The organism is Aquimarina sp. 2-A2 (genome assembly GCF_045505135.1).
In the GTDB taxonomy this organism is placed as follows: Bacteria; Bacteroidota; Bacteroidia; order Flavobacteriales; family Flavobacteriaceae; genus Aquimarina; species Aquimarina intermedia.
The window spans coordinates 376,333-398,015 of record NZ_JBJKFI010000001.1; the positions used below are offsets into that span (position 1 = coordinate 376,333).

23 protein-coding genes are annotated in these 21,683 nt (G+C 36.5%); 4 read left to right on the top strand and 19 right to left on the bottom strand.

Annotated features, from left to right (window positions below):
• The first annotated feature begins 10 nt into the window (after positions 1–10).
• Positions 11–859, top strand: a complete 849-nt coding sequence (locus ACJRPK_RS01710) for a sulfurtransferase (RefSeq protein WP_407138147.1) — start codon at positions 11–13, stop codon at positions 857–859.
• 43 nt (positions 860–902) lie between these two features.
• Positions 903–2,000, top strand: a complete 1,098-nt coding sequence (locus ACJRPK_RS01715; protein ID WP_407138148.1) for a glycoside hydrolase family 3 N-terminal domain-containing protein — start codon at positions 903–905, stop codon at positions 1,998–2,000.
• Positions 2,001–2,100: 100 nt separating this feature from the next.
• Here ACJRPK_RS01715 and dprA read toward each other — a convergent pair whose 3' ends face one another.
• A complete protein-coding gene (dprA, locus tag ACJRPK_RS01720; RefSeq protein WP_407138149.1) occupies positions 2,101–3,204 on the bottom strand; it encodes a DNA-processing protein DprA in 1,104 nt (367 codons plus the stop codon).
• Between the two features lie 203 nt (positions 3,205–3,407).
• Between dprA and ACJRPK_RS01725 the strand changes: the two genes are divergently transcribed.
• On the top strand, positions 3,408–4,400 hold the full coding sequence (locus tag ACJRPK_RS01725; protein WP_407138150.1) for an SPOR domain-containing protein: 993 nt from the start codon (positions 3,408–3,410) through the stop codon (positions 4,398–4,400).
• Between the two features lie 249 nt (positions 4,401–4,649).
• The gene (locus ACJRPK_RS01730) at positions 4,650–5,159 is read left to right on the top strand and encodes an acyl-CoA thioesterase (protein ID WP_148781891.1); all 510 of its coding nucleotides are present in this window, start codon (positions 4,650–4,652) and stop codon (positions 5,157–5,159) included.
• Between the two features lie 18 nt (positions 5,160–5,177).
• Here the strand turns inward: ACJRPK_RS01730 and ACJRPK_RS01735 are convergent, their stop codons facing one another.
• The 18 genes from ACJRPK_RS01735 to ACJRPK_RS01820 all read right to left on the bottom strand — a co-directional run bounded on the left by ACJRPK_RS01735 (position 5,178) and on the right by ACJRPK_RS01820 (position 21,681).
• Positions 5,178–5,660 carry a GyrI-like domain-containing protein gene (locus tag ACJRPK_RS01735; protein ID WP_407138151.1) on the bottom strand — a complete coding sequence of 161 codons (483 nt, stop codon included), beginning with the start codon at positions 5,658–5,660 and terminating at the stop codon, positions 5,178–5,180.
• Positions 5,661–5,662: 2 nt separating this feature from the next.
• The gene (locus ACJRPK_RS01740; protein ID WP_407138152.1) at positions 5,663–6,892 is read right to left on the bottom strand and encodes a murein hydrolase activator EnvC family protein; all 1,230 of its coding nucleotides are present in this window, start codon (positions 6,890–6,892) and stop codon (positions 5,663–5,665) included.
• Positions 6,889–7,662 carry a DUF4292 domain-containing protein gene (locus ACJRPK_RS01745; protein WP_407138153.1) on the bottom strand — a complete coding sequence of 258 codons (774 nt, stop codon included), beginning with the start codon at positions 7,660–7,662 and terminating at the stop codon, positions 6,889–6,891. Before ACJRPK_RS01745 ends, ACJRPK_RS01740 begins: the two co-directional genes overlap by 4 nt.
• Positions 7,663–7,669: 7 nt before the next feature.
• Positions 7,670–9,043, bottom strand: a complete 1,374-nt coding sequence (locus ACJRPK_RS01750; RefSeq protein ID WP_407138154.1) for a tetratricopeptide repeat protein — start codon at positions 9,041–9,043, stop codon at positions 7,670–7,672.
• Between the two features lie 29 nt (positions 9,044–9,072).
• Positions 9,073–10,089, bottom strand: a complete 1,017-nt coding sequence (locus tag ACJRPK_RS01755) for a sugar phosphate nucleotidyltransferase (RefSeq protein WP_407138155.1) — start codon at positions 10,087–10,089, stop codon at positions 9,073–9,075.
• 41 nt (positions 10,090–10,130) lie between these two features.
• Positions 10,131–10,565 carry a dUTP diphosphatase gene (gene dut / locus ACJRPK_RS01760; RefSeq protein WP_407138156.1) on the bottom strand — a complete coding sequence of 145 codons (435 nt, stop codon included), beginning with the start codon at positions 10,563–10,565 and terminating at the stop codon, positions 10,131–10,133.
• A gap of 3 nt (positions 10,566–10,568) precedes the next feature.
• Positions 10,569–12,020 (bottom strand): lipopolysaccharide biosynthesis protein, encoded by a 1,452-nt coding sequence (locus ACJRPK_RS01765; protein WP_407138157.1) that lies wholly within the window; start codon positions 12,018–12,020, stop codon positions 10,569–10,571.
• A gap of 64 nt (positions 12,021–12,084) precedes the next feature.
• The gene (locus ACJRPK_RS01770) at positions 12,085–12,543 is read right to left on the bottom strand and encodes a hypothetical protein (protein ID WP_407138158.1); all 459 of its coding nucleotides are present in this window, start codon (positions 12,541–12,543) and stop codon (positions 12,085–12,087) included.
• 130 nt (positions 12,544–12,673) lie between these two features.
• Positions 12,674–14,029: a pre-peptidase C-terminal domain-containing protein gene (locus tag ACJRPK_RS01775; RefSeq protein ID WP_407138159.1), complete on the bottom strand. Its 1,356-nt coding sequence runs from the start codon at positions 14,027–14,029 to the stop codon at positions 12,674–12,676.
• 1,362 nt (positions 14,030–15,391) lie between these two features.
• On the bottom strand, positions 15,392–16,255 hold the full coding sequence (gene atpG / locus ACJRPK_RS01780; protein WP_407138160.1) for an ATP synthase F1 subunit gamma: 864 nt from the start codon (positions 16,253–16,255) through the stop codon (positions 15,392–15,394).
• A 30-nt stretch (positions 16,256–16,285) separates the two neighbouring features.
• On the bottom strand, positions 16,286–17,866 hold the full coding sequence (atpA, locus tag ACJRPK_RS01785; protein ID WP_407138161.1) for a F0F1 ATP synthase subunit alpha: 1,581 nt from the start codon (positions 17,864–17,866) through the stop codon (positions 16,286–16,288).
• 59 nt (positions 17,867–17,925) lie between these two features.
• Complete coding sequence (gene atpH, locus ACJRPK_RS01790) at positions 17,926–18,453, bottom strand: ATP synthase F1 subunit delta (RefSeq protein WP_407138162.1); 528 nt, start codon at positions 18,451–18,453, stop codon at positions 17,926–17,928.
• Positions 18,454–18,460: 7 nt separating this feature from the next.
• Positions 18,461–18,958, bottom strand: coding sequence for a F0F1 ATP synthase subunit B (locus tag ACJRPK_RS01795; RefSeq protein WP_148781903.1), 498 nt, complete (start codon positions 18,956–18,958; stop codon positions 18,461–18,463).
• An 89-nt stretch (positions 18,959–19,047) separates the two neighbouring features.
• A complete protein-coding gene (gene atpE / locus ACJRPK_RS01800) occupies positions 19,048–19,236 on the bottom strand; it encodes an ATP synthase F0 subunit C (RefSeq protein ID WP_004569351.1) in 189 nt (62 codons plus the stop codon).
• A 39-nt stretch (positions 19,237–19,275) separates the two neighbouring features.
• The gene (atpB, locus tag ACJRPK_RS01805; RefSeq protein WP_407138163.1) at positions 19,276–20,325 is read right to left on the bottom strand and encodes a F0F1 ATP synthase subunit A; all 1,050 of its coding nucleotides are present in this window, start codon (positions 20,323–20,325) and stop codon (positions 19,276–19,278) included.
• A 247-nt stretch (positions 20,326–20,572) separates the two neighbouring features.
• Positions 20,573–20,959: a hypothetical protein gene (locus tag ACJRPK_RS01810; RefSeq protein ID WP_407138164.1), complete on the bottom strand. Its 387-nt coding sequence runs from the start codon at positions 20,957–20,959 to the stop codon at positions 20,573–20,575.
• A 97-nt stretch (positions 20,960–21,056) separates the two neighbouring features.
• The gene (locus tag ACJRPK_RS01815; RefSeq protein ID WP_407138165.1) at positions 21,057–21,290 is read right to left on the bottom strand and encodes an AtpZ/AtpI family protein; all 234 of its coding nucleotides are present in this window, start codon (positions 21,288–21,290) and stop codon (positions 21,057–21,059) included.
• The gene (locus ACJRPK_RS01820) at positions 21,244–21,681 is read right to left on the bottom strand and encodes a polymer-forming cytoskeletal protein (RefSeq protein ID WP_148781907.1); all 438 of its coding nucleotides are present in this window, start codon (positions 21,679–21,681) and stop codon (positions 21,244–21,246) included. The genes ACJRPK_RS01815 and ACJRPK_RS01820 overlap by 47 nt, the downstream gene beginning before the upstream one ends.
• Between the last annotated feature and the right edge of the window lie 2 nt (positions 21,682–21,683).

A 21,683-nucleotide genomic window follows, 5' to 3' on the forward strand; every position in this document is an offset into this window, starting at 1 on the left:
TTTACAGAGCATGTCGTCAACTCAAAAAATTCCCGGACTTGTAGATGATGTATGGTTGTCTCAACATTTGGATGACCCGCACCTAATTCTTTTGGACGCAAGTATAAAAAATGTAGCGGCTCCGGAAAACAACAACGGGAACTATGCGATCCTACCAAAAGCTCAGTTCTTTGATTTAAAAAAAGTTTTTTCTGATCAATCCGCATCCCTACCCAGTATGGTGCCTTCTCCTCAGGAGTTTGAAATAGCCTGTCGAACTTTGGGTATTTCTCAAAACAGTAAAGTTGTTGTCTATGACAATAAAGGGATATATTCAAGTCCCAGGGCTTGGTTTCTTTTTAAAATCATGGGATTTGATAATGTAGCCATATTGAACGGTGGTCTACCCGCTTGGCTACAGGCAGGTCGGCGTACAACCAATCAGTACCACACTACAAACAAAGAGCAAGGTTCTTTCAAGGCACATTTTAGACCGGAGCTCGTCGTTAATGCAGAGGAGGTTCTAAATGCAATTAATGATCCTCACAAACTTATCATCGATGCACGCTCTCATGGTCGTTTTACGGGTACCGAACCAGAACCAAGAGCAGATTTAAAAGGAGGTCATATCCCTCGATCTATAAATATTCCTTACACCGAACTTTTGAAAAACGGTAAATTTATTGATCAGGTATCACTCAAATCCGTGCTTAATACCCTAAATTTGGACAACAAGCACCTTATATTCACTTGTGGCTCGGGAATTACTGCTTGTATTCTCAAATTTTCCTTTGAGAAGGCTGGCTATGAGAAAGCTTCAGTTTATGATGGTTCCTGGACAGAATGGGGACAACTATCTAATGCACCGATTGCTCTATAAATGGTATAACAATTGCAGTAACTAATTTCTAAAAAAATTACACATGAAATCACTTAGTACGCTATTCCTTTTTCTTACGAGCATTTATTTTAGCCATTCGCAATCGACACCCTATACTCTGAGTGATTTTTATGGGAATTCTACAGAACTAGAGCAAAAAGTAGTAACAATTTATAATGCTCTTTCTGAGGAGGAACGCATTGCACAAATGATCATCACATCTGCCGGAGAATTGGGCAAACCCGAGGCTGTGGTGAATGAGCTAGCAAAAAAAGGAGCTATTGGAGGGGTCGTTTTTTTAAAAGGAACCAAAGCAAATCATACCCAACACATTCAAACTTTGAATAAGATCGCTAAAGCGAATGCTACTCCGGCGCTTCTTTATAGTATGGATGCCGAACCCAGCTTACTAAGCAGCCGAATTAAAGGTGCAAAGGACGTGGGTAAGACAGTGAATATCAAAACTGAAGCCCAGTCCGATCAGGTAGTAGTCACCATTAATGAAGAATTAAAAGCGATTGGTGTGCATCACAACTACGCACCGGTTTTGGATGTGAGCACTTCAAATGAGGCTATAAAATCAAGAAGTTATGGAAGCGACAAAGAACAGGTTATAGCTTTAGCCAACAGATTTATACAAAAAACACAGGATGGCGGTATTATTGCCACTGCTAAGCATTTTCCCGGTCATGGATTAGTTTCTGGGGATACTCATAAACAAAGTGTTTATATCGATGGCCCCTTACAAGAAGTGGCTAATTACGAAAAAATCATAGCCGATGGGGTACTTTCTATAATGGTTGCCCATATTACCATAAAGAATAACGAATCTTATGATACCAACGGTTTGCCAGCAAGTTGTTCCCGTAAAATTGTGACCGACTTGCTAAAAGAGGAAATGGGCTTCAAAGGTATCGTTATTTCAGATGCTTTAAATATCATGAAAGCAGTAACCATTTTGGACAACGCTCCTTTATTAGCTTCAAAAGCGGGTTGCGATTTGATTCTTATGCCACAGGATGAGGAAAAAACGATTCTGGCCATTCAAAACGAAGTTAAAAAGGATCCGGAGTACAAAGCTCAGGTTGAGGCGTCTGTTAAAAAGATTTTACGACTAAAAGTTGTTGCCGGATTATTGTAATAATTCTCTCGCAGCAACTATTTGGCTAACATTTATTTTTCATATATGTCTCTATTTTCAGTATGTTATTTGTGATCGTTATTTCGCATACAAATGATAGTTATACTGCTTCAAACAATTTACCCGGTAACGGCTTAATCACCCCCTTTAGCTCCATGGATAGTAAATGCGAGGCTAGTTTATAGGTGGGTATACTACATTGCAAAGCAATACTATCAAGAACCGTTTTGCCATGGGCAGTCAAGAAATTATAAATGCGCTCTTCATCGCCCTCTAAGGTGACAAATAGCTCTTTTTGTATCACCGCGGTGTTTTCCTCTTTAGCCTCCCAGTTTAGCATATATAGTAAATCCGCCGGTGAAGTAAGCATGTGTGCCCGTTGTGTTTTTATCAACGTATTACACCCACGACTTAATGCATCTGTAGTTCTTCCCGGAACAGCAAAAACCTCTCTATTATAAGAATTAGCAATTTCTGCGGTTACCAAAGACCCTCCTTTATCTGCGCTCTCAATGACTATGGTAGCTTCGCTTATTCCGGCAATAATTCTATTGCGACTTAAAAAATTATTACGATCAAAAACATCTGTACTCCAAAAATCAGTGAAAAAACCGCCATTAGCCTCAACCTGTTCGATATATTTTGCATGTGTTTTTGGATACATTTGATTTAATCCATGTGCCAGACATCCCACGGTTTGTAAGCCGTGCTTTATAGCTGCGCGTTGTGCTGTTATGTCAACGCCATAGGCAAAACCAGAAATGATTACCGGATTTAAGGGTGCAATAGCTTCAATTAATTCTTCACAAAAGGAAACCCCATACTTTGTCACCTTTCGCGTTCCCACAACACTTACTATTTTTTTTGATTTCAAATCAATAGTCCCTCTGCCAAACAATATTACCGGACCATCCAGACAATGTTTTAATTTATCCGGATAGTCTTGATCCTGATAAGTTAAAAATTGAAGATTGTTTTCTTCAACGAATCGTAATTCGGCTTCTGCTGCATGTTGATGTTCTGTATTATGCAGTTCTTTAATTTTGACACGTCCAATACCGTCAATTTTTAAGAGATTTGAGGGTTTGGATTTAAGAACAGTATCGGCAGAACCAACGGTTCTGATCAGTTTTTTGATAGAGCTATCCCCCAAATTGGGGATCTTTTTTAGCGTTAGCAGTGCTAATTTTTCTGTGTCATTCATGTAAGTTGGTCTAAGTCAGTACAAGTAACAAAAAATATAAATCTGTTGATAAAATTTTACCCTCTACTTTTTAACAACTCACAATTTTATTTACCTTTGAGTACGTCGATTTTATGAAAAATGATGATCGATAGTATATAACGTAGTAACACAAATCAATCGCAGCATCTATTACTGTTGATTCTATAATTTATAACGGGGAAATGAATACTTCAAAGTACATTAGTGAATTATTATATCGATACGAATGTGTAATAATTCCGGGATTCGGAGCCTTTTTAACACGTCGTGAATCAGCAAGAATATTGAGTGCTTCGAATACGTTTTTGCCACCTAAGAAAACAATTTCTTTTAATAGTCAGTTACAAAATAATGATGGGCTTTTAGCCAACTATATCGCATCGGCCGAAAATATTTCATACACAGATGCAGTTGCTGCTATTCAGCGATTTGTTGCATCATTAAATTTAGAATTAAATCAAGGTAAGCGTGTAACTCTCAATGCGATCGGACACATGTTTCGTTCTGTTGAAAACACTTTACAGTTTGAGCCGGCTACCGAAGAAAACTATCTTACCGAAGCTTTTGGCTTACCTACTTTTATTTCACCACAAATCCAAAGAAACGTTGAAGTTTCACGCGAAGTATACAAACAAGAAACCGAACTTATTGAGGCCAAAGCACCCATTGCTTTTACACCTGAAAAACGTGCGCAACGTACCTATCTTAATTATGCGGCAACTGCAGCAATCATTGTAGGTCTCTTTGGTTTAACAGGATATCTGGGGCTTTCCTATCACAATAGTTCTGTAGAGGCTTATAACTATACACAACGTCAGGAAGCAGCAAAGGATATCAATAATATGATCCAAGAGGCTACTTTTGAGATCTCAAGTCCTCTACCAGCTATAACATTGAATATTGCCAAAGAACATGAAGACATTACTGAAGCGTCTGCACTATATGGTAAATATCATATCGTTGCCGGAGCATTTAGAATCGAAGCAAATGCTAAGAAGAAAATGAGACGTCTCAAGGCTAAAGGTTTTGAACCAAGACTTATTGGTAAGAATAAATATGGCTTACATCAGGTAGTTTATAGCAGTTATTCGAATCGAATGGAGGCGTTACAAGCTTTACAAAAGATCAAATACAAGCAAGATCGTCGTGCTTGGTTACTTGTTCAAGCCATGTAATCAGTATTTTTTCTTAAATAATTCATAATTTTATGGTAATCAGCATTTAATGAATTTCTCATTAAATATCTCTGTTTCTTATTACATATACAATCTTCATATTTATAAAGAAGAATACTTAGCAATAAACCATCCAGTTTAATGTATTTATAGTAATCTGTGCCTTGAATTGTTGCACTACGAAACTTTGACCGAATTAGACATATTCAAAGTTTGCTGAGTATCTTTGCTCAAAATTAAACACTCATTATGGAAGCCAGACACCCATCAGAATCACTTACTGTATTAACCGACCTTGTTTTACCGGGAGAAACGAATGGATTAAATAATCTTTTTGGAGGTGAACTTTTGGCACGTATGGATCGTGCGGCAGGAATCGCTGCAGGCAGACACTCCAGAAGATTGGTTGTAACAGCCTCTGTAAACCATGTAGCATTTAATAAAAGTATTCCCTTAGGGAGTGTCGTGACTGTAGAAGCTAAAGTATCTCGCGCTTTTAAAAGCTCTATGGAAGTTATTATTGATGTTTGGGTAGAAGACCGTCAAAGTGGAGATAAAAGTAAGGCTAACGAAGCTATATATACCTTTGTGGCCGTTAACGAAAGTGGTATGCCTGTGCCGGTGCCTCCTGTCCAACCAGAAACTGAACTTGAGAAACAACGTTTTGATGCTGCCTTAAGAAGAAAACAATTAAGTCTCGTACTAGCCGGCAAAATGAAACCCCACGATGCCACCGAACTTAAAGCACTCTTTGTTTAGTTTTATTTCAATCTTGCTCTATTGAGGAGTAACTTTTTTAATCGGTATGTATATCTGTTCTTCGGACAGCGGATTCTCAGGCCCCAAGTATTTTGGACCCATATAATCAAAATGCCTTCTTTCATCAATAACATATCCTGAGCTTGGTAACCACTCATTATGGATGTAACTGAGCGTTCTATGGAATGTTTTTGTCGGACCATGATGCGTAAATATTGCATAAAGTCCTTTTTCAATTACTACCTCACTAACATCTTTTAATTTGCTATACTGTACATCATCAAGTATCGTAGCCCAGGTTTTATAAACTCCCGTCTCAGAAAACTCAGCATCGTACTCATGCACCGCATAAAACTCTGATGGTTTTATGCCAAGATGTTGAATTATATCAGTTACAAAGGTTTTCCAATGCATCTGAACCTCGGGAGCTCCCGGTGTTGTAAGTAATAAGCGGCCCAATAGCCGTTTTTCTTGTATTTCTTGTATTTCTGGTGTTGACATCATTACATTCTATAAATCCAATGTTGTGGGTTAAGACGTTTGGCATTTTGATAGATTAAAAATTTCATGATCGCTCTGCCGGTAGCAGGATTCACCCGCACCTCCCCGATTTCTTGTTTTGTACGTACCTGATCCCCTTCTTTTACTGTAATATTCTCAATATTATAATAAGTGGTAATAAAATTACCATGACGAATTTGCACTAATCTACCTGCACCTCTCAACTTCTGTATCGCAATTACTTCGCCTTCAAAAATGGCTCTTGCCCGCTCTCCTGCCCGCGTTTCAAGTTCTACTCCGCTACTATTAATTTTAATATTAGGAAGTGTTGGATGCGGCTGTGGTCCGAATTTCTTAGTAACTCTCCCCGTACCTACCGGCCAAGGCAACTTACCCTTGTTAGCTGTAAAATTATCTGCCACTAATTTGGCCTCTGCGGTAAGCGCAAAAGTAGTTGCCGAACCTTTATTTGTTACTTTTTTACCTGCCTTTTTATTCGCTTTTGCTATCGCTTCTCTAATAAGTTTTTCTATAGCCTTATCAATAGCACTCGCCTGTCGTTCTTTCTTTTTAATTTGCTTGGAATAGACTCCGGACTTCTTACGAATAGTCGCCATGAGTTCTTGTTGTTGTTTCTTCTCGCTAAGTAGCTTCTCTTGTTCTTTTCGATTTTGTACAACTAAAAGCTCCTTAGATTTTTTTTGATTTGCAAGATCCGTATTAAGAATCTTGAGTGCTTCTGTTTGTTTTACAATATTATCTGCTTGTTCTTTACGGTGCTTATTGTACTGCTTCATATATTGCAAACGCTTGTAGGCTTGCATAAAATTGGAAGAAGACAAAAGAAACATGATACGGCTTTGACGGGAATTGCTTTTATATGATTTGGCAATCATCTTTGCATAATCCTCTTTAAGATGTTGTAGCTCCTTCCGAAAAGCATCCAGTTTTTTAAAATTTACATTAATCTCGCGTGTCAAGAGATTTGCCTGTTGATTAGTGATACGAACCAGATTTTCTCTAGTGCTTATTTGCGCATTGATGGCTTCAACCTCATCCAATAGCGATCGTTCCTTTAGCTTAGTGTCAGTCCGCAGCTTTTTCATCTGCTCAATTTCCTGACGCAATTGTTGACGTTGCTCCTCTAATTGTTGCTGCCGTGACGACTGTGAGAAACTTATGCCACAACATATAAGCAGTACCAGTAAAAGTATATTGTTGTTACCTTTCATTCTACTGTAATTTCTTCATATCCCTTGGGTATGGAAAAGGGAAAACTAACTTTTGGATTAAAGTCTACAGAACGATAGTCTAATTTGATTAATGTTTGTTCTTGATCCTGTGTCGCTTTAATTACAATCTCTTTTGGAAAATCCTGATTTCCCACTTTTTGATACGTCTCGTACAAAACACTTAGCCCTCGCTTTTCCACTGGCTGTGCAAGTAACTGTAACTTCATTTTAAAGTTTTGAGGCGCTATTAAGAATAAGCGATTAAACAATTCTAAATCCTCTTTGGGCTTTAACTGATATCCCTGGTCGACAATAGCTACTTCAAAATGCTCCTTTTTCAAATCAAAAAGTGATTGCCCTAACAAAAGTTGTTGAACTTTGTTATAGTCTAAATCTGTTCCTAACCATTTACTGAGCATCTTAAAGTCTCCGTCAAAATAGGTGTTATTAATTTTCTCATAATATTGCACCCTACTCGGAGTAATCATAACCTTTGCCAAGGTTATTCCCAACATTTTTGCAGATAGCCAAATTGTTTTGTCCCGCTCCATGCGGAGTGTAACATTAGGACTCACAGATTGTTTTTCGTCTTTATAATTCACTTTAACCCTTGCATGTAAGGTGTTAAAATTAAATGCCTGATTATAATGATTACTTATTACTTTTTTTGCTTTCAGCCGTTTAGTGATAGTTCCATCGGCACCAGCCGTACTTTTACACGAACTTGCGGTAATTAAAATAGCAGTTAAACATATAAAGAATCGAATCATGGTGTACCTACGATTTATTTTGAAGTTGTGTTGCTTTTTGCTCGAACTCTTTTGCTTTACTAGCATCACCCAGTGCTTGATATGCTTTACTCATCATAGTATAGAATTGAGATTCAATTACTACGTTGTCCAGAATATAATCCAATCCTGTTTCTAAAGTTTCTATAGCTTCATCATATGCTTTTAACGCTATTAAGGTTTGAGCATTGAGTAGATAAATTTTTGGCTGTGTAGGATACAATTCTAAGGCCAATTCGCTGCCGAATTTTGCTTTTTCAAATCTCTTTAGTTCTATTTGAAGTTCTAGGGTTCGTTGTATAAGACCTATATCATTGACTGCATCTTTGAGTCCGCGTTCATAATAGTTAAGCGCCAGTTCCCTCTTCCCTTTCTCGTAATAAAAATTCCCAATATCATTAAAAATTTTACCGGAACTGTCTGTTTTTGAAAATGCTTCAGTTACTTCAATAAGTTGCTTCTCAAATTGGGGATTACGTCCTACAAAAATTATAAAATCATTGAGTACTTTATATTTGGAGTCGCTATCCATTGTACTACTTTGAAGTGCAATTTTCATCGAAGCTACAGCCAAATCCGTTTGATTATCATCTAGATAGAATTTGTACAATGCTAAATGAGCAACTTCGGATGTTGGGATTTGCGCCAACAGGGCTTTGGCTACCTCAAAAGCTTTCCTGTTTTGATTCGCTTGACTATACAAATAAATCAAGTTTACATAAGGTTGTTCATTTTTGGGCTCTTCCTTAATTTTATTATCTAAACGCGCAATTTGGGTAATCGGATTATCAAGTTTCAATGTGATCCGCTTACGTAGGGTTCTGCGATACTGATCTTCGCCATACTCTGCTACGACCTCATCTAAGGTTTGCAAGGCGTCATCATATCGTTGATCCAAAAAATACAAATTAACCAACTGCTCTCTATACATGGTATCAAAGCCAACCAGCTGACTTACAACTTCGATAGAAGCTTTATAATCATGCAATGCAAAATGCACCTCGAATAACTGCTCTAAAATAAATCGATTATTTGGTTTATCCTCAAGTGCTTTTTCAAAGTTCACCTTTGCTAATTCGTATTGTTTCAAAGCAAGGTAGTTCTTACCCAGTTCAAAATATAGCACCTCTACCTGTGGATCTATTGCAATACACTTTTCTAAGGCATCGATCGCCTTTTCATAATTCTCAATACCTTTTTGCGTCAAAGCTTCAAAAAAAAGCTCCTGAAACTCGTCAGACACATTACCTAAATCATCAACATTTACCTCCTGTTGCGGTTCAATTTCTTGTGCTGCAACAGGGATATATAAACTTCCCACAAAAGGGACAGTAAACAAAATGTATTTAATTATAGTAATCATGTATGTATCTAACGTATGCTTCCTTTCAATTATTCTAAAACAGAATAATCTCCAATACTAATTTTGGTGAATTTTCCGTCAAAACGGACTTTATTACCTATCATCGCTTCGTCTAAGGTAGCATTTTTAATATGAGTTTCTGTTTGAATCAAACTATTTTTAATTATAGCGTCATGTATCACACATCCATCTCCAATACTTACGTTTGGACCAATAGTTGAATTTTTTAAGATAACATTTTCACCAATATAACATGGTTCAATAATCGTTGAATTCTCTTTTTTGATAGTAGTACTCACTAAATGCTCGCCGTCATTTTGTAAAAATCCTAACATGCGGGTATTCGTCTCTACCGTTACAGCCTTATTTCCACAGTCCATCCACTCGTCTACTTGTCCTGTAACAAATTTCTTGCCAGAGCTCATCATACGTTTGATACCGTCATTAATCTGATACTCGCCTCCGTTGATTATATTGTGGTCTAACACGTACTGCAATTCGTTTTTGAGAACTGCTACATCCTTGAAGTAATAAATTCCGATAACTGCTAAGTCTGAGACAAAGGTTTCAGGTTTCTCAACCAGCTCAACAATTTCATCAGCCTCATTTAGTTTAACCACTCCATATGCTTCAGGTTGATCTACTTGTTTTACCCATATAACAGAATCTGCGGACTTATCCAGATTAAAGTCTGCCCGGATCAATGTGTCAGCATAGGCGATTACAGCCGGTCCCGATAAAGATTCTTTGGCACACATGATAGCATGACCTGTACCCAAAGGCTGATCTTGTCTGTAGATTGACGCTTTTGCTCCCAGACCTTCAGCCAGCGCTGTTAAGCTTTCCTCTACATCTTGCCCAAAAAAAGCGGGGTCTCCCAAAACAAATGCGATCTCTTCGATTGGTTCTCCTAATACTTTTGCAATATCAGACACCAAACGGTGTACTATTGGTTTTCCGGCAACGGGAATTAAAGGTTTGGGAACTGTTAAGGTATGAGGACGTAATCTAGAGCCTCGTCCTGCCATGGGTACGATGATTTTCATGTGTTACTTTTATTTTTAAAAATTAGATTTTATATATTTAATTATTGTTTTCCTGTACTTCCAAAGCCACCAGAACCACGCTCACTATTTGACAATTCTTCGACTTCAGACCAATCGGCACGTTCATGTTTTGCAATGACTAGTTGTGCAACGCGCTCACCTCGTGAAATCGTATATGGATCATTAGAAAGGTTTACTAAAATAACTCCGATTTCTCCACGATAATCTGCATCCACAGTTCCCGGAGCATTAAGTACTGTTATACCGTGCTTTGCTGCCAAACCGCTACGAGGTCGCACTTGCGCTTCATAACCATGAGGAAGTTCTATAAACAATCCTGTTTTTACAATGGTACGTTCTAAAGGCTGAAGCGTGATTTCCTCTTGTATACTAGCTCTCAAATCCATACCGGCAGATGACGGAGTTTCATAATGCGGCAGGGTATTATCTGAGGTATTTATTATTTTGATTTTCATGAACTAACTCTTAATTAATTGTTTTAATTCTTTGAATTCGAAAGCATACAAAACTACTAAAAACAGTAGTAAAAATGGGATGCCTACCATGTAATTACTATCAAACACATAAAATGATAATACACAAAGAATTATTGATAATACTATGTAGCCACATATGCGCTTGCTATCATAAGGAATTGGATAGTATTTCTTGCCGAAATAGTAGGATAGCAACATCATCGTACTATAAGCTACCAGGGTAGCGATAGCGGAGGCCATATAGCTCAACCTCGGAATCAACACCAAATTAATTACCAGCGTAAGCAAAGCTCCAACCACAGAAATATATGCTCCGAATTTGGTTCTATCGGTAATTTTATACCAAACGGAAAGATTATGATAAATTCCTAAGCAAAAATTCGCGAGGAGAATTAAAGGAACTACTTTTAATGCTTCCCAATATTCAGGATCTCTGACAATTAAAACTTTTAAGATGGGTAAAAACACAATAACGCCCAACATGATTAGCGAGCCCAGTACGACAAAATACTTGGTAATGGTAGCAAATGTTTGAGGAGCATCCCGATGTGTCGCATGCTTAAAGAAAAATGGTTCGATTCCTAAACGAAATGCAGTGGCAAACAATGTCATAAACAAAGCTAGTTTATAGCAAGCCGAATATACACCAATGGCAGATTCTGCAACATCATTGGGAAGTAGGTATTTGAGTAAAACTCGATCAAAGGTTTCATTGACTGAAAAAGCAATACCAGCCACTAATATTGGTAAGGCGTAGCGCATCATTTTTTTCCAAAGTGCAGTATCAAAACTGTAATTAATTTTACCATAAAATGGAAGTAATACTAGTAAGGTCACCGCACTCGCAATAAGATTCGAAATAAATATATAGTTGATCTCAAAATCTTCTACAACAAATACTTTTAGTAATGGAAATGATTTAGCTACATCTGTAATAAATAGAAGCAGCAATATATTGAGGCCAAGATTAATAAAAACATTCAAAATTTTGATGAAAGCGTAACGCAAAGATCGCCCTGTAGCGCGCAACCAGGCAAAAGGAATGATCACCAATGCGTCCAATAGAAGGATCCACAGCACCAGCTTCAAATATTCGGTTTTTATCTCGAGCCAATAGGATAGAGCGTCCAAAAAGACAAAGGCCGAAACGATCAGCAGCACAGAACTTACAGCAATGGAAATTGCGGAAGTACCGGTAACCCGTTGCTTGTCTGACACCGTATTGTAAAACCTAAAAAAAGCAGTCTCCATACCATATGCCAACAGTACATTGAACATTACTATATATGCAAATACGAAGGATACCTTACCATACTCATCGGTAGGTAAAATGTCCGTATACAAAGGAACTAGTATGAATGATAGCATTCGTGGTAACACGGTAGCCAATCCATAGACAAAGGTTTGCTTAAATAAACGTTGAAAAGTACTCAATAGCTATAGGTTATAGCTGTAAAAATACTGTTTTTATCCAGTGCTATGGTTTTAAATCCTTTTTTTACATTTTTTTAGGAAGATTATCTATTTGATAAAAATACATCTTACCCTCTTTTTCATAGGCTAACACTGCTTCATTCTTTTGTAAGTCAAAAGGAATTTTCTTTTCAATTATGGGTAATTGATTACCAAATTCTTTTTTGGGATCCGAACTCATGATGAGCTCTTCTTTTTTGGGAAACATATAACGGCCGATATAGGCTTTGGTACTTGAATCATATTGCAAGTCGATTTTTTTTCCTTTAAAATAAAGATGTGAAATAGTAATTGCTTCGATTTCGTTGGACGGAAAAACAATAGCATATCCCTGACTAACTGCTTCCCCATTGGGAAAAAGTTCTTGATAATATGCATCGCTAAGCGATATTGGAGATGTTTGATCCATGGTGTTAATTGAAGCGCATCCCGTGGTTAGGAACAGCAATAGAATAACACTTAAGGTACTTAAAAAGGCTTGCATAATACTGGTATTAAATCATTTGTTTAAGTTAAGAACAAAAGTAATACCAAAGGAATCAATAGTAAAGAAATATAGAAACAAGAAAGCCCACCTTAGGTGGGCCTCCATATTAATAATTTATTCTCAATTGTTATTGCATAATAATTTGTAAAGTACCAGCACCAACTTGATCGCTCCATCCTCCAACTTCGATGTAATAGGAACCACTTGCCAACGTACCAGACATTTTGGAAAGTAAATTTACACCAGCATCATCATCAGATTGAATAAGATTCCCTAGACTATCATAAAGAAATAAAACGGTATCATAACTAGCCCCAATTGTTTCGATCGTATATTGAGAACCTGTATTTAAGGTAAAACTATATCTAACTCTTGTATCCATTTGTCCAATCGTGCTATAGTTGAATTTTTGATCTAATGGCGTTACTATGGTTTCAAGGTCTACATCGTTAGAACTGAACTGTTCTAAGCCTATATAAAAAGAACCGCTAACATCAGATGACATATTGTTTAATACCTCAACATAATATGCTCCCGCTAATAAATTGGTGTTTACAATCCTTCCTTCGTCTGATGATGCTATTACTGATCCTTCTTCATCTCTTAAAATAATCCGTGAATTGATTACGGATGATATAAATGAATAATCAAGAGTTTCCGCAATCTCAAATGAAAATCCTATTTTGTTATCAAGTTCATCCTCATCAATAGTAAAATCAAAAGAGTCACCAAAAGAGGTCTCAACTAGGCCAATATTTACATCAGTAGCTCTAAAAGTAAAAGATTCTGTAATCTCAAAATTACCTCCCAGGTCATCTTTTGCCACAACCTTAACGATAATTTCATCGTCCATTAAGTGCTCGTAGTTTTCATAAAAATACACTTCACCTGCAATATTACTTTGAGGGACTGAATAATTTTCCTGAATTAAGGTCTCGTTTAAATACACATCATATGATAATTGATCTCCATCAATATCTTCTGCTAAGCTCCAAGAAACATATAAATAATTATACGATGATGTATCAAAGAATACATTTCTAAAACTAAACTCGCTTGGATTTCTATTTACAACCACAGACTGTTTTGAGGTTACCTCTTCAGAGACGCCTCCGTTACCATCATTAGCTTTAATTTGTATCGTAAGCTCGAGTGTCACACCTTTAAGTAAATCAGCTTTCGTATATGATTTGTTAGATGTTTTATTGCTTAATAAGGGTGCCGTATCAAAATCAATTGAGTTACTAGCAACCTTTGACCCCACAACTTCCCCGTTAATAATAACGTTGTATGTAAGTTTATCTCCATCAGGGTCAGAAGATGCCTTCCAAGAAATATTTACCATGGTACCCTCAACTCTTTCAGCCTGAATAGCACCGACTTTGGATGGAGGCGTGTTTACAAATTCATCATCCTTACTACACGATGCAGTAAAAATGGAAATCAACATACAAAAAGATAGGTAATGTAAAAATTTAGTCATAAAAATTGTTTTAAATTAACATTGAAAAATTTATATCGTGGGGTATAAAATTTAAAAATGTAGGTTTTAGTAACCTAAAACACATTCGGACACAAAAATAGTTTTCTAAAACCGTTTACAAAATTTTAATTTAATTTTAACACGCTATTTCTTACATAATAACCAGTTAAAATTTCAAATTTCAAATTCACTTGTAGCATCTGGAAGCGGGGCAACACACGATATGCTGTAGCTGATATATAAGTGTCGGTTACTATATAGCTCCTATACGTATTCGTATTCAACAAGTTCTTACCGGTAAGCATAAAACTCATGTTACTATTCCTAGGTTGATATTTTAATTCTAAATCAGTAAAATAGTAGGCGTTCTTATTATTTTGAATGTTTTTACAATAGTAAGGTTCCATTTGTAATTGCAGATTGAGTTTTGGATTCAACACAAAAGAAAGATCTAGGAAAGACGTGTTTTGAGTATTTGCGTTTTTATTTTACTATAAATTTTCTGAAGGTTCCAGATAGTACCAACGTGATAGTTTAAAATACCGCGAAATCCTGACCGTAGTTCAAATTCATATTGGTAATTTTGGTTCTCTATGATACGATTGATATCATTAATTCTGTTTTTGAATTCGGATTTTGAATAAGATAATTTGATCTTTATTTTATTTCGAATATAGCTCAGGTAACGCTCTAATCTGGAGTCCGCGCTATAAAATTCTCAATTCGGGATACGCTCCCATTTTTTAAAATAAAGAGTGTTGTTATTGTCAAATAGCATTTGATACGGATTGGCAAAGGAAACACCATTAGGGTTATTAATTATATACTGGTAATTTTTCTGGTGCACCAATCAAATTATAAAAAATAACACAAATTTTGTAATGATTTTATGTTTAAAAAAATCTTTTCTAAGAATTTATTGAATTATTTTGATACTATCATCTACCAAGGTGTGGTAATAATCTCGATTAAGAACCCTCTCTCATCGAAAACTTTAACGTGTCTCCAACCGTTCATGTCTTCTTCTAGTATCTATCTCTATGTTAGACTCTTTTACTATTGTTAATTCTTCACTTGTCTTCATCGCATAAGAAGTATATGCACTTACTATTAATCCTAAGGTTAAAAATGCTTTTTTGCCTATTATAAGGATATTTAAGATTACAGAAACGGTTTCTATGTTGAAACCAAAGCTAATTCTGATAACAATCAGTGAGGTAAATTAAATTGTTTACGACAATATAACACTTTTGATTTGAGTTCAGATATGGCAAAAAATCCAAATAAGTAGGGTTTGGGATATTATGGAGAACTAAAAAAGCCCGCTTTACGCGGGCTTTTTATATTATAAGCAACAGATTGTTATCCGTTTAGGGCTTCCGCACCACCAACGATCTCTAAGATCTCATTGGTAATAGAAGCTTGTCTTGCTTTGTTATAAGATAATTTTAGTGAATCTCTCAGCTCTGTAGCATTATCTGTAGCCTTGTGCATCGCCGTCATACGTGCTCCATGCTCTGAGGCAAAAGAATCACGAATCCCTTTATATAACTGCATCTTAAGCATCTTCGGGATTAATTGCTCTACAATCTCTTCTTTTGATGGTTCAAAAATATAATCAACATTTGCATTCGCATCTTTACTAGCCATAGGAACAATTGGTAAGAACTGTTCGGTAGTTACGATTTGAGACGCAGCATTTTTAAATTTATTATATACTACAAGTACCTTATCGTAGTCTCCCTTGGTAAAACGATCCATAATATCGGTAGCGATGTCAGCAACGTTTGCAAATGTTAAGTCGTCGTATAGATTACTATGATTAACTACAACTTTATGTGACTTGGCTACAATATCGTTTACCTTTTTCCCGATCGTTATAAAATCAACTTGCTTACCCGCATATTGATTTGTATAAATATCTCGTACCTCTTTGATAATATTCGTATTAAATGCTCCTGCCAAACCTCTGTTTGAAGCAATTGCAACAACTAATACTTTATTTACCTCACGTTGCTCTGCATACGCACTAGCATTATCATTATCCAGGGCTGCACTTAAGTTTTGTAACAACTCGGTTAATTTATCTGCATACGGACGCATTGCAGTAATAGCAGACTGTGCCTTATTCAACTTCGCAGCAGATACCATTTTCATGGCGCTGGTGATTTGCATCGTTGAAGATACAGAGGTAATTCTATTACGTAACTCTTTTAAATTTGCCATTTCTTATACTTATGAATTCAGAATTCAGTATTAGCCTTTATACTTAGCCGAAATCTCTTTTGAAGCTGATACTAAAACATCAATAACTTCGTCAGTTAATTTTCCGGCTTTCAAAAGATCTAAGCTATCTCTATGCTTGGCATTAAGATATGCTAAATAATCTTTTTCAAATTCTTTTACTTTATTTACAGGAACGTCTCTTAACAAGTTCTTAGAACCAGCGTATACGATCGCAACCTGATCTTCTACAGTATATGGATCATTTTGAGCTTGCTTTAGGATCTCAACATTACGTTTTCCTTTTTCGATAACATTTAATGTAGCCGCATCAAGATCAGATCCAAACTTAGCAAATGCTTCTAATTCACGAAACTGCGCCTGATCTAATTTTAAGGTACCGGCTACCTTTTTCATGGATTTAATCTGTGCAGATCCTCCAACACGAGATACTGAGATACCTACGTTAATTGCAGGACGAACTCCCGAGTTAAATAAATCAGAGGTCAAGAAAATCTGACCATCCGTAATCGAAATCACATTCGTCGGAATGTATGCAGATACATCTCCAGCCTGTGTTTCAATAATTGGCAATGCTGTTAATGAACCTCCACCTTTTACCTTGTCTTTCAAAGAATCAGGTAAATCATTCATGTCCTTAGCAATGTTATCATCTGCAATAACTTTTGCTGCACGCTCTAATAATCTAGAGTGAAGATAGAAAACATCCCCAGGATATGCCTCACGTCCCGGTGGGCGACGTAATAATAAAGAAACCTCACGATACGCTACCGCTTGTTTTGATAAATCATCATATATAATCAATGCGGGGCGACCCGTATCTCTAAAATATTCGCCGATTGCTGCACCTGCGAATGGAGCATATACCTGCATTGGAGCAGGATCAGATGCATTTGCAGCTACAATAGTTGTATAAGCCATTGCACCTTTGTCCTCAAGAACTTTGGCAATACCTGCAACGGTAGATGCTTTTTGTCCTATAGCCACATAAATACAATATACCGGCTCACCAGCATCGTAAAATTCTTTTTGATTAAGAATGGTGTCAATACAAACAGTAGTTTTACCAGTCTGACGGTCACCAATAACAAGCTCACGCTGACCTCTACCTACAGGTACCATCGCATCGATAGATTTAATTCCTGTTTGCAAAGGCTCGGTTACCGGCTGACGAAATACAACTCCGGGAGCTTTACGCTCTAGTGGCATTTCAAACGTTTCTCCAGCGATAGGACCTTTCCCATCAATTGGAGCACCTAATGTATCTACTACACGCCCAACAATACCTTCACCTACATTAATAGATGCGATTCGTTGTGTACGCTTTACAGTAACACCCTCTTTAACCTCTGTAGAAGGACCTAAAAGTACTACCCCAACATTATCCTCTTCAAGATTTAGAACGATTCCCTCTAATCCAGATTCAAATTGCACTAATTCTCCGTATTGAGCATTAGATAGACCGTAGATTCGAGCGATACCATCACCTACTTGTAATACCGTTCCTACCTCTTCTAGCGAAGCCGTAGCTTCAAAACCAGATAATTGTTGTTTTAATATTGCTGAAACTTCAGCAGGATTCACTTCTGCCATTTTATAATAGTTTAGAAGAATAAGTTGTATTACTCATTCCCTTATTATTAGTTTTACTTTTAATTACTTAATTCTCTTCTTAATGAAGTTAACTTACTCGCTACGCTCGCATTGTACTGCAAATCACCAACACGTAAGATAAATCCACCAATAATACTTTCATCAACTATATTTTCGATAGTTGCGTTATAACCAGTAAATTCTTTCACCTTAGCCAACACCTTAGTTCGCATCGCATCATTAAGCGGTACAGCCGATGTAACTGTTGCCACTTGTGTATTGTTAAGCTTATTGTATAAAGCGATATACTGCTTTGCTACTTCACCTAACAAAGACACTCTTTTGTTAGCGATCAATACGTCAAAAAGGTTTTGCGTAGTATTGGTTGTATCTTTAAAAATCTGACGTAAAGATTCACGCTTTACTTCATTTTTGATCAAAGGACTGTTCAACAACATACGCAACTCAGCACTCGCATCTATAGTATCAATGATACTATTCATATCCTGCTGAATACCATCAGTTGCTTTTTGCTCCTGTGCCAGGCTTAAAACCGCTTTTGCGTAACGTACTGCTGCTCTGCTCATAAATCGCTTAGTTTAAAGTAACATCTCCCAACATAGAGTCAACCAAATCCATTTGATTCTCTTTATTGTCTAATTCTTTTCTCACCACCTTTTCTGCAATCTCTATCGAGATAGCAGCTACTTGCTGCTTAAGCTCTGCAATGGCAGCTTTTTTCTCACCTTCGATAGTTTCCTGAGCCTGTGCTACAATTTTGTTAGCTTCTTGCTGCGCTTCGTCTTTTGCCTCGGTAATCATCGATTCTTTCAAAACGCGTGCTTCCTTTAACATACTATCTCGTTCTGCACGTGCTTCTTTAATGATACGCTCATTATCAGCCTGCAGGTTTTGTAATTCTTTCTTCGCATTTTCAGCAGCATCCAGTGCTCCTTGAATACCTTCTTCTCTGTCATTTAAACTATTAAGAATTGGTTTCCATGCAAATTTTCTCATTAAAAAGATTAAAATCAATAAAATGATGGTTTGCATAAAAAACAATCCAGGAGAAAAATCGTGTAAAAGATCCATTATTGCTATACTTTGTGTTTATACTTTTGTTTAATTTTAAACAATTCCCGCAACCAACCGTTACAGGAATTGTTTATACTTTTTAGGAATTATTTTCCTAAGATTAATGCACCAAATGCTAAACCTTCTAAAAGTGCTCCGATGATAATCATTGCCGTTTGGATTTTACCAGCAGCCTCAGGTTGACGAGCAATTCCTTCCATTGCTTTTCCTCCAATTTGACCTAATCCGATTCCTCCTCCGATTACGATTAATCCTGCTCCAATTAAATTGTACATACTAATGATTTATATAATTAAACAAATTCTAATTCTCAATTAATGATGGTCGTGCTCTGCAACAGCCATCCCAATAAATAATGCCGATAACATTGTAAAGATAAACGCCTGCAAAAATGCAACTAATAATTCAATTAACGTTATAAAAAGGGTTAACACTAATGATATCCCTGTAGATCCTACAGCACCAAATTGTGCTTTAAGTAAAATCATTAACGCAATTAAGCTCATTACCACAAAGTGTCCTGCAGTCATATTTGCAAACAAACGAATCAATAGAGAGAAAGGCTTAGTTAACATTCCTAAAATCTCTATTGGCATTAAAATAATTTTCATAGGAACAGGTACGCCCGGCATCCAGAAAATATGTTTCCAATATTCTTTATTTCCACTAAATTGAACAATGAAAAATGTAAACACAGCCAAAGCCACTGTTACAGCTATATTACCGGTAACATTGAATCCTAGCGGCGTCATTCCTAATAAGTTCAAGATCCAGATAAAGAAGAATACAGTTAATAAAAAGCCCATATATTTACGATACTTTTTTTCACCGATATTTGGTCTTGCAATTTCGTCACGAACATAAATAACCAAGGGCTCTAATACTCTTGCAAAACCTGTTGGAATTGGTCCTTTCTTATAACCTCTAGCTAAAGCTGAAAAAGCTAAAACCATCAATAATCCAGCTAATAACATCCCTAAAACACTTTTGGTGATAGAAAAATCCAAAGGTCTTGGATTTGTTGGATGACCAGCTTCGTCAATCACCAACTCATCATTAGGTCCGTCTAATTTATATATTTTACTGTGATATAATTTGTAGTAGTTACCGTTGACTTCTGCCACTGTTTCACCATGATGAAACTTAGATGACATAAAGACTTGAAGTCCACCATCCCATAAAATTACGGGTAACGGAAAACCATAGTGTGTATTTGTCTTTCCATCGGTATAAAAAACAAAATCGTGAGAATCCTGTAAGTGATGTCTGATGTAGGCGTCAATCTCCTCTTTAGTATCTACCGGGTCGCCTTCTTTTGAAGTCTCTCCATTACTCGCAGATCCCGCATAGGTAGTTGAACTCATAAAAAAAAGTAGAAGAACTACTATACAACTGAAGGGTCTATAAAATACTTTCATTTGCTAAATTCTGGTGTTTTTTGTAAGTTCTGAATTTGGCTGCAAAAGTACATTATTAATTCTCAATAAACATAGCTTTTTATAATAAATTCTTAATTTAACTATCCTCATGAGCTAAGCTCCCTATTTCTTGTTTAAAAGAATGTAGATTTATTTTTGTTAACGTGCATGTTTAAAAAAGATTATCTCTAAATTATATTCGTTTCAAAAACGGAATAATGAGCACTATTAAAAGTATTGTGTATAAAAAATAGAAGCCTAGAAACACTGCTTTATCTACCCAAAATTCTTCAGCATCAAACCATCCCATTTTATATATAAAAAGAGAAGCAATAATCATTTTTGCTAACAACAGTCCCAAAAAGACAAAGCCTGTGTTTTTTGGTGAAAAATGATGTGTTATGGCTGTAGACAAAAAAACCATCCCTACTATACCCATAAAAAATAGATGTTGATCTAAAATTGATTGCGTAGCCCCCAACTCTAAAAATTGGGTAATTGCAAATTTATGAGTAGCGAAAAGAAATAGTGAGCCAACTATGATTACTACTATTCCTTTGATTCGTATGTTTTTACCCAAAAGTGTAAGATATTTAAATTTTAAAACAGTGATACTTTGATAGCTTCGGGGAGTAAGCAGACTATACAACGCTGTTAGTGAATTACTTAAAAAATCCTTATTTAACTTTTATCACCTGCCAGATCACTGAACCTATGGCAAGAAATACGGCTGCGAGTCCTATCCATTTTTCATAAAAAGGTTCGGTAAACCCTTTCACTTCATCAATATAAACTCCCAAATAATAACCACCAACAATTATGGCTAACATTTGAATGCCAATAGTGGTATATTTGGCATATTGCTTAAGCTGATTTCCCCTGCTCTTTGGTTGACTGTTCTTTTTTTCCATCTTGATCACTTAACGATTTAACACCACCCTTCATCACGCAAGAGGCATTAAAAGTAGCTCCAGGCTCCACGGCAAGTTTACCTACACTAACTTCTCCATCGATTACAGAATCGGGTTTCAAGGATAAAGTACCTGAAACCAGTAAATTTCCAGAAAATTTACCCTCAAAGTCTGCGTCAGAACATTCTAAAGTTCCTTTTATAAAGCCTGATTTGCCTACCACAACTTTTCCGGTAGTTTTAAAAGTACCCTCTATGATACCTTCCACTCTAAAACCTCCCTCAGAAACAACATCTCCAACGATCTTAGTTCCTTCCGAAATTTTATTTTGATTTTTTGAGTAATCAGCTGTTGCGCTATGGTCCCGTCCTTTTTTGTTGTCTGAAAACATGA

Coding starts and splice junctions, on each gene's coding strand:
- ACJRPK_RS01710 (WP_407138147.1), top strand. CDS start 11: ATGTCGTCAACTCAAAAAATTCCCGGACTTGTAGATGATGTATGGTTG.
- ACJRPK_RS01715 (WP_407138148.1), top strand. CDS start 903: ATGAAATCACTTAGTACGCTATTCCTTTTTCTTACGAGCATTTATTTT.
- dprA (WP_407138149.1), bottom strand. CDS start 3,204: ATGAATGACACAGAAAAATTAGCACTGCTAACGCTAAAAAAGATCCCC.
- ACJRPK_RS01725 (WP_407138150.1), top strand. CDS start 3,408: ATGAATACTTCAAAGTACATTAGTGAATTATTATATCGATACGAATGT.
- ACJRPK_RS01730 (WP_148781891.1), top strand. CDS start 4,650: ATGGAAGCCAGACACCCATCAGAATCACTTACTGTATTAACCGACCTT.
- ACJRPK_RS01735 (WP_407138151.1), bottom strand. CDS start 5,660: ATGTCAACACCAGAAATACAAGAAATACAAGAAAAACGGCTATTGGGC.
- ACJRPK_RS01740 (WP_407138152.1), bottom strand. CDS start 6,892: ATGAAAGGTAACAACAATATACTTTTACTGGTACTGCTTATATGTTGT.
- ACJRPK_RS01745 (WP_407138153.1), bottom strand. CDS start 7,662: ATGATTCGATTCTTTATATGTTTAACTGCTATTTTAATTACCGCAAGT.
- ACJRPK_RS01750 (WP_407138154.1), bottom strand. CDS start 9,043: ATGATTACTATAATTAAATACATTTTGTTTACTGTCCCTTTTGTGGGA.
- ACJRPK_RS01755 (WP_407138155.1), bottom strand. CDS start 10,089: ATGAAAATCATCGTACCCATGGCAGGACGAGGCTCTAGATTACGTCCT.
- dut (WP_407138156.1), bottom strand. CDS start 10,565: ATGAAAATCAAAATAATAAATACCTCAGATAATACCCTGCCGCATTAT.
- ACJRPK_RS01770 (WP_407138158.1), bottom strand. CDS start 12,543: ATGCAAGCCTTTTTAAGTACCTTAAGTGTTATTCTATTGCTGTTCCTA.
- ACJRPK_RS01775 (WP_407138159.1), bottom strand. CDS start 14,029: ATGACTAAATTTTTACATTACCTATCTTTTTGTATGTTGATTTCCATT.
- atpG (WP_407138160.1), bottom strand. CDS start 16,255: ATGGCAAATTTAAAAGAGTTACGTAATAGAATTACCTCTGTATCTTCA.
- atpA (WP_407138161.1), bottom strand. CDS start 17,866: ATGGCAGAAGTGAATCCTGCTGAAGTTTCAGCAATATTAAAACAACAA.
- atpH (WP_407138162.1), bottom strand. CDS start 18,453: ATGAGCAGAGCAGCAGTACGTTACGCAAAAGCGGTTTTAAGCCTGGCA.
- ACJRPK_RS01795 (WP_148781903.1), bottom strand. CDS start 18,958: ATGGATCTTTTACACGATTTTTCTCCTGGATTGTTTTTTATGCAAACC.
- atpE (WP_004569351.1), bottom strand. CDS start 19,236: ATGTACAATTTAATTGGAGCAGGATTAATCGTAATCGGAGGAGGAATC.
- atpB (WP_407138163.1), bottom strand. CDS start 20,325: ATGAGTTCAACTACCTATGCGGGATCTGCGAGTAATGGAGAGACTTCA.
- ACJRPK_RS01815 (WP_407138165.1), bottom strand. CDS start 21,290: ATGGAAAAAAAGAACAGTCAACCAAAGAGCAGGGGAAATCAGCTTAAG.
- ACJRPK_RS01820 (WP_148781907.1), bottom strand. CDS start 21,681: ATGTTTTCAGACAACAAAAAAGGACGGGACCATAGCGCAACAGCTGAT.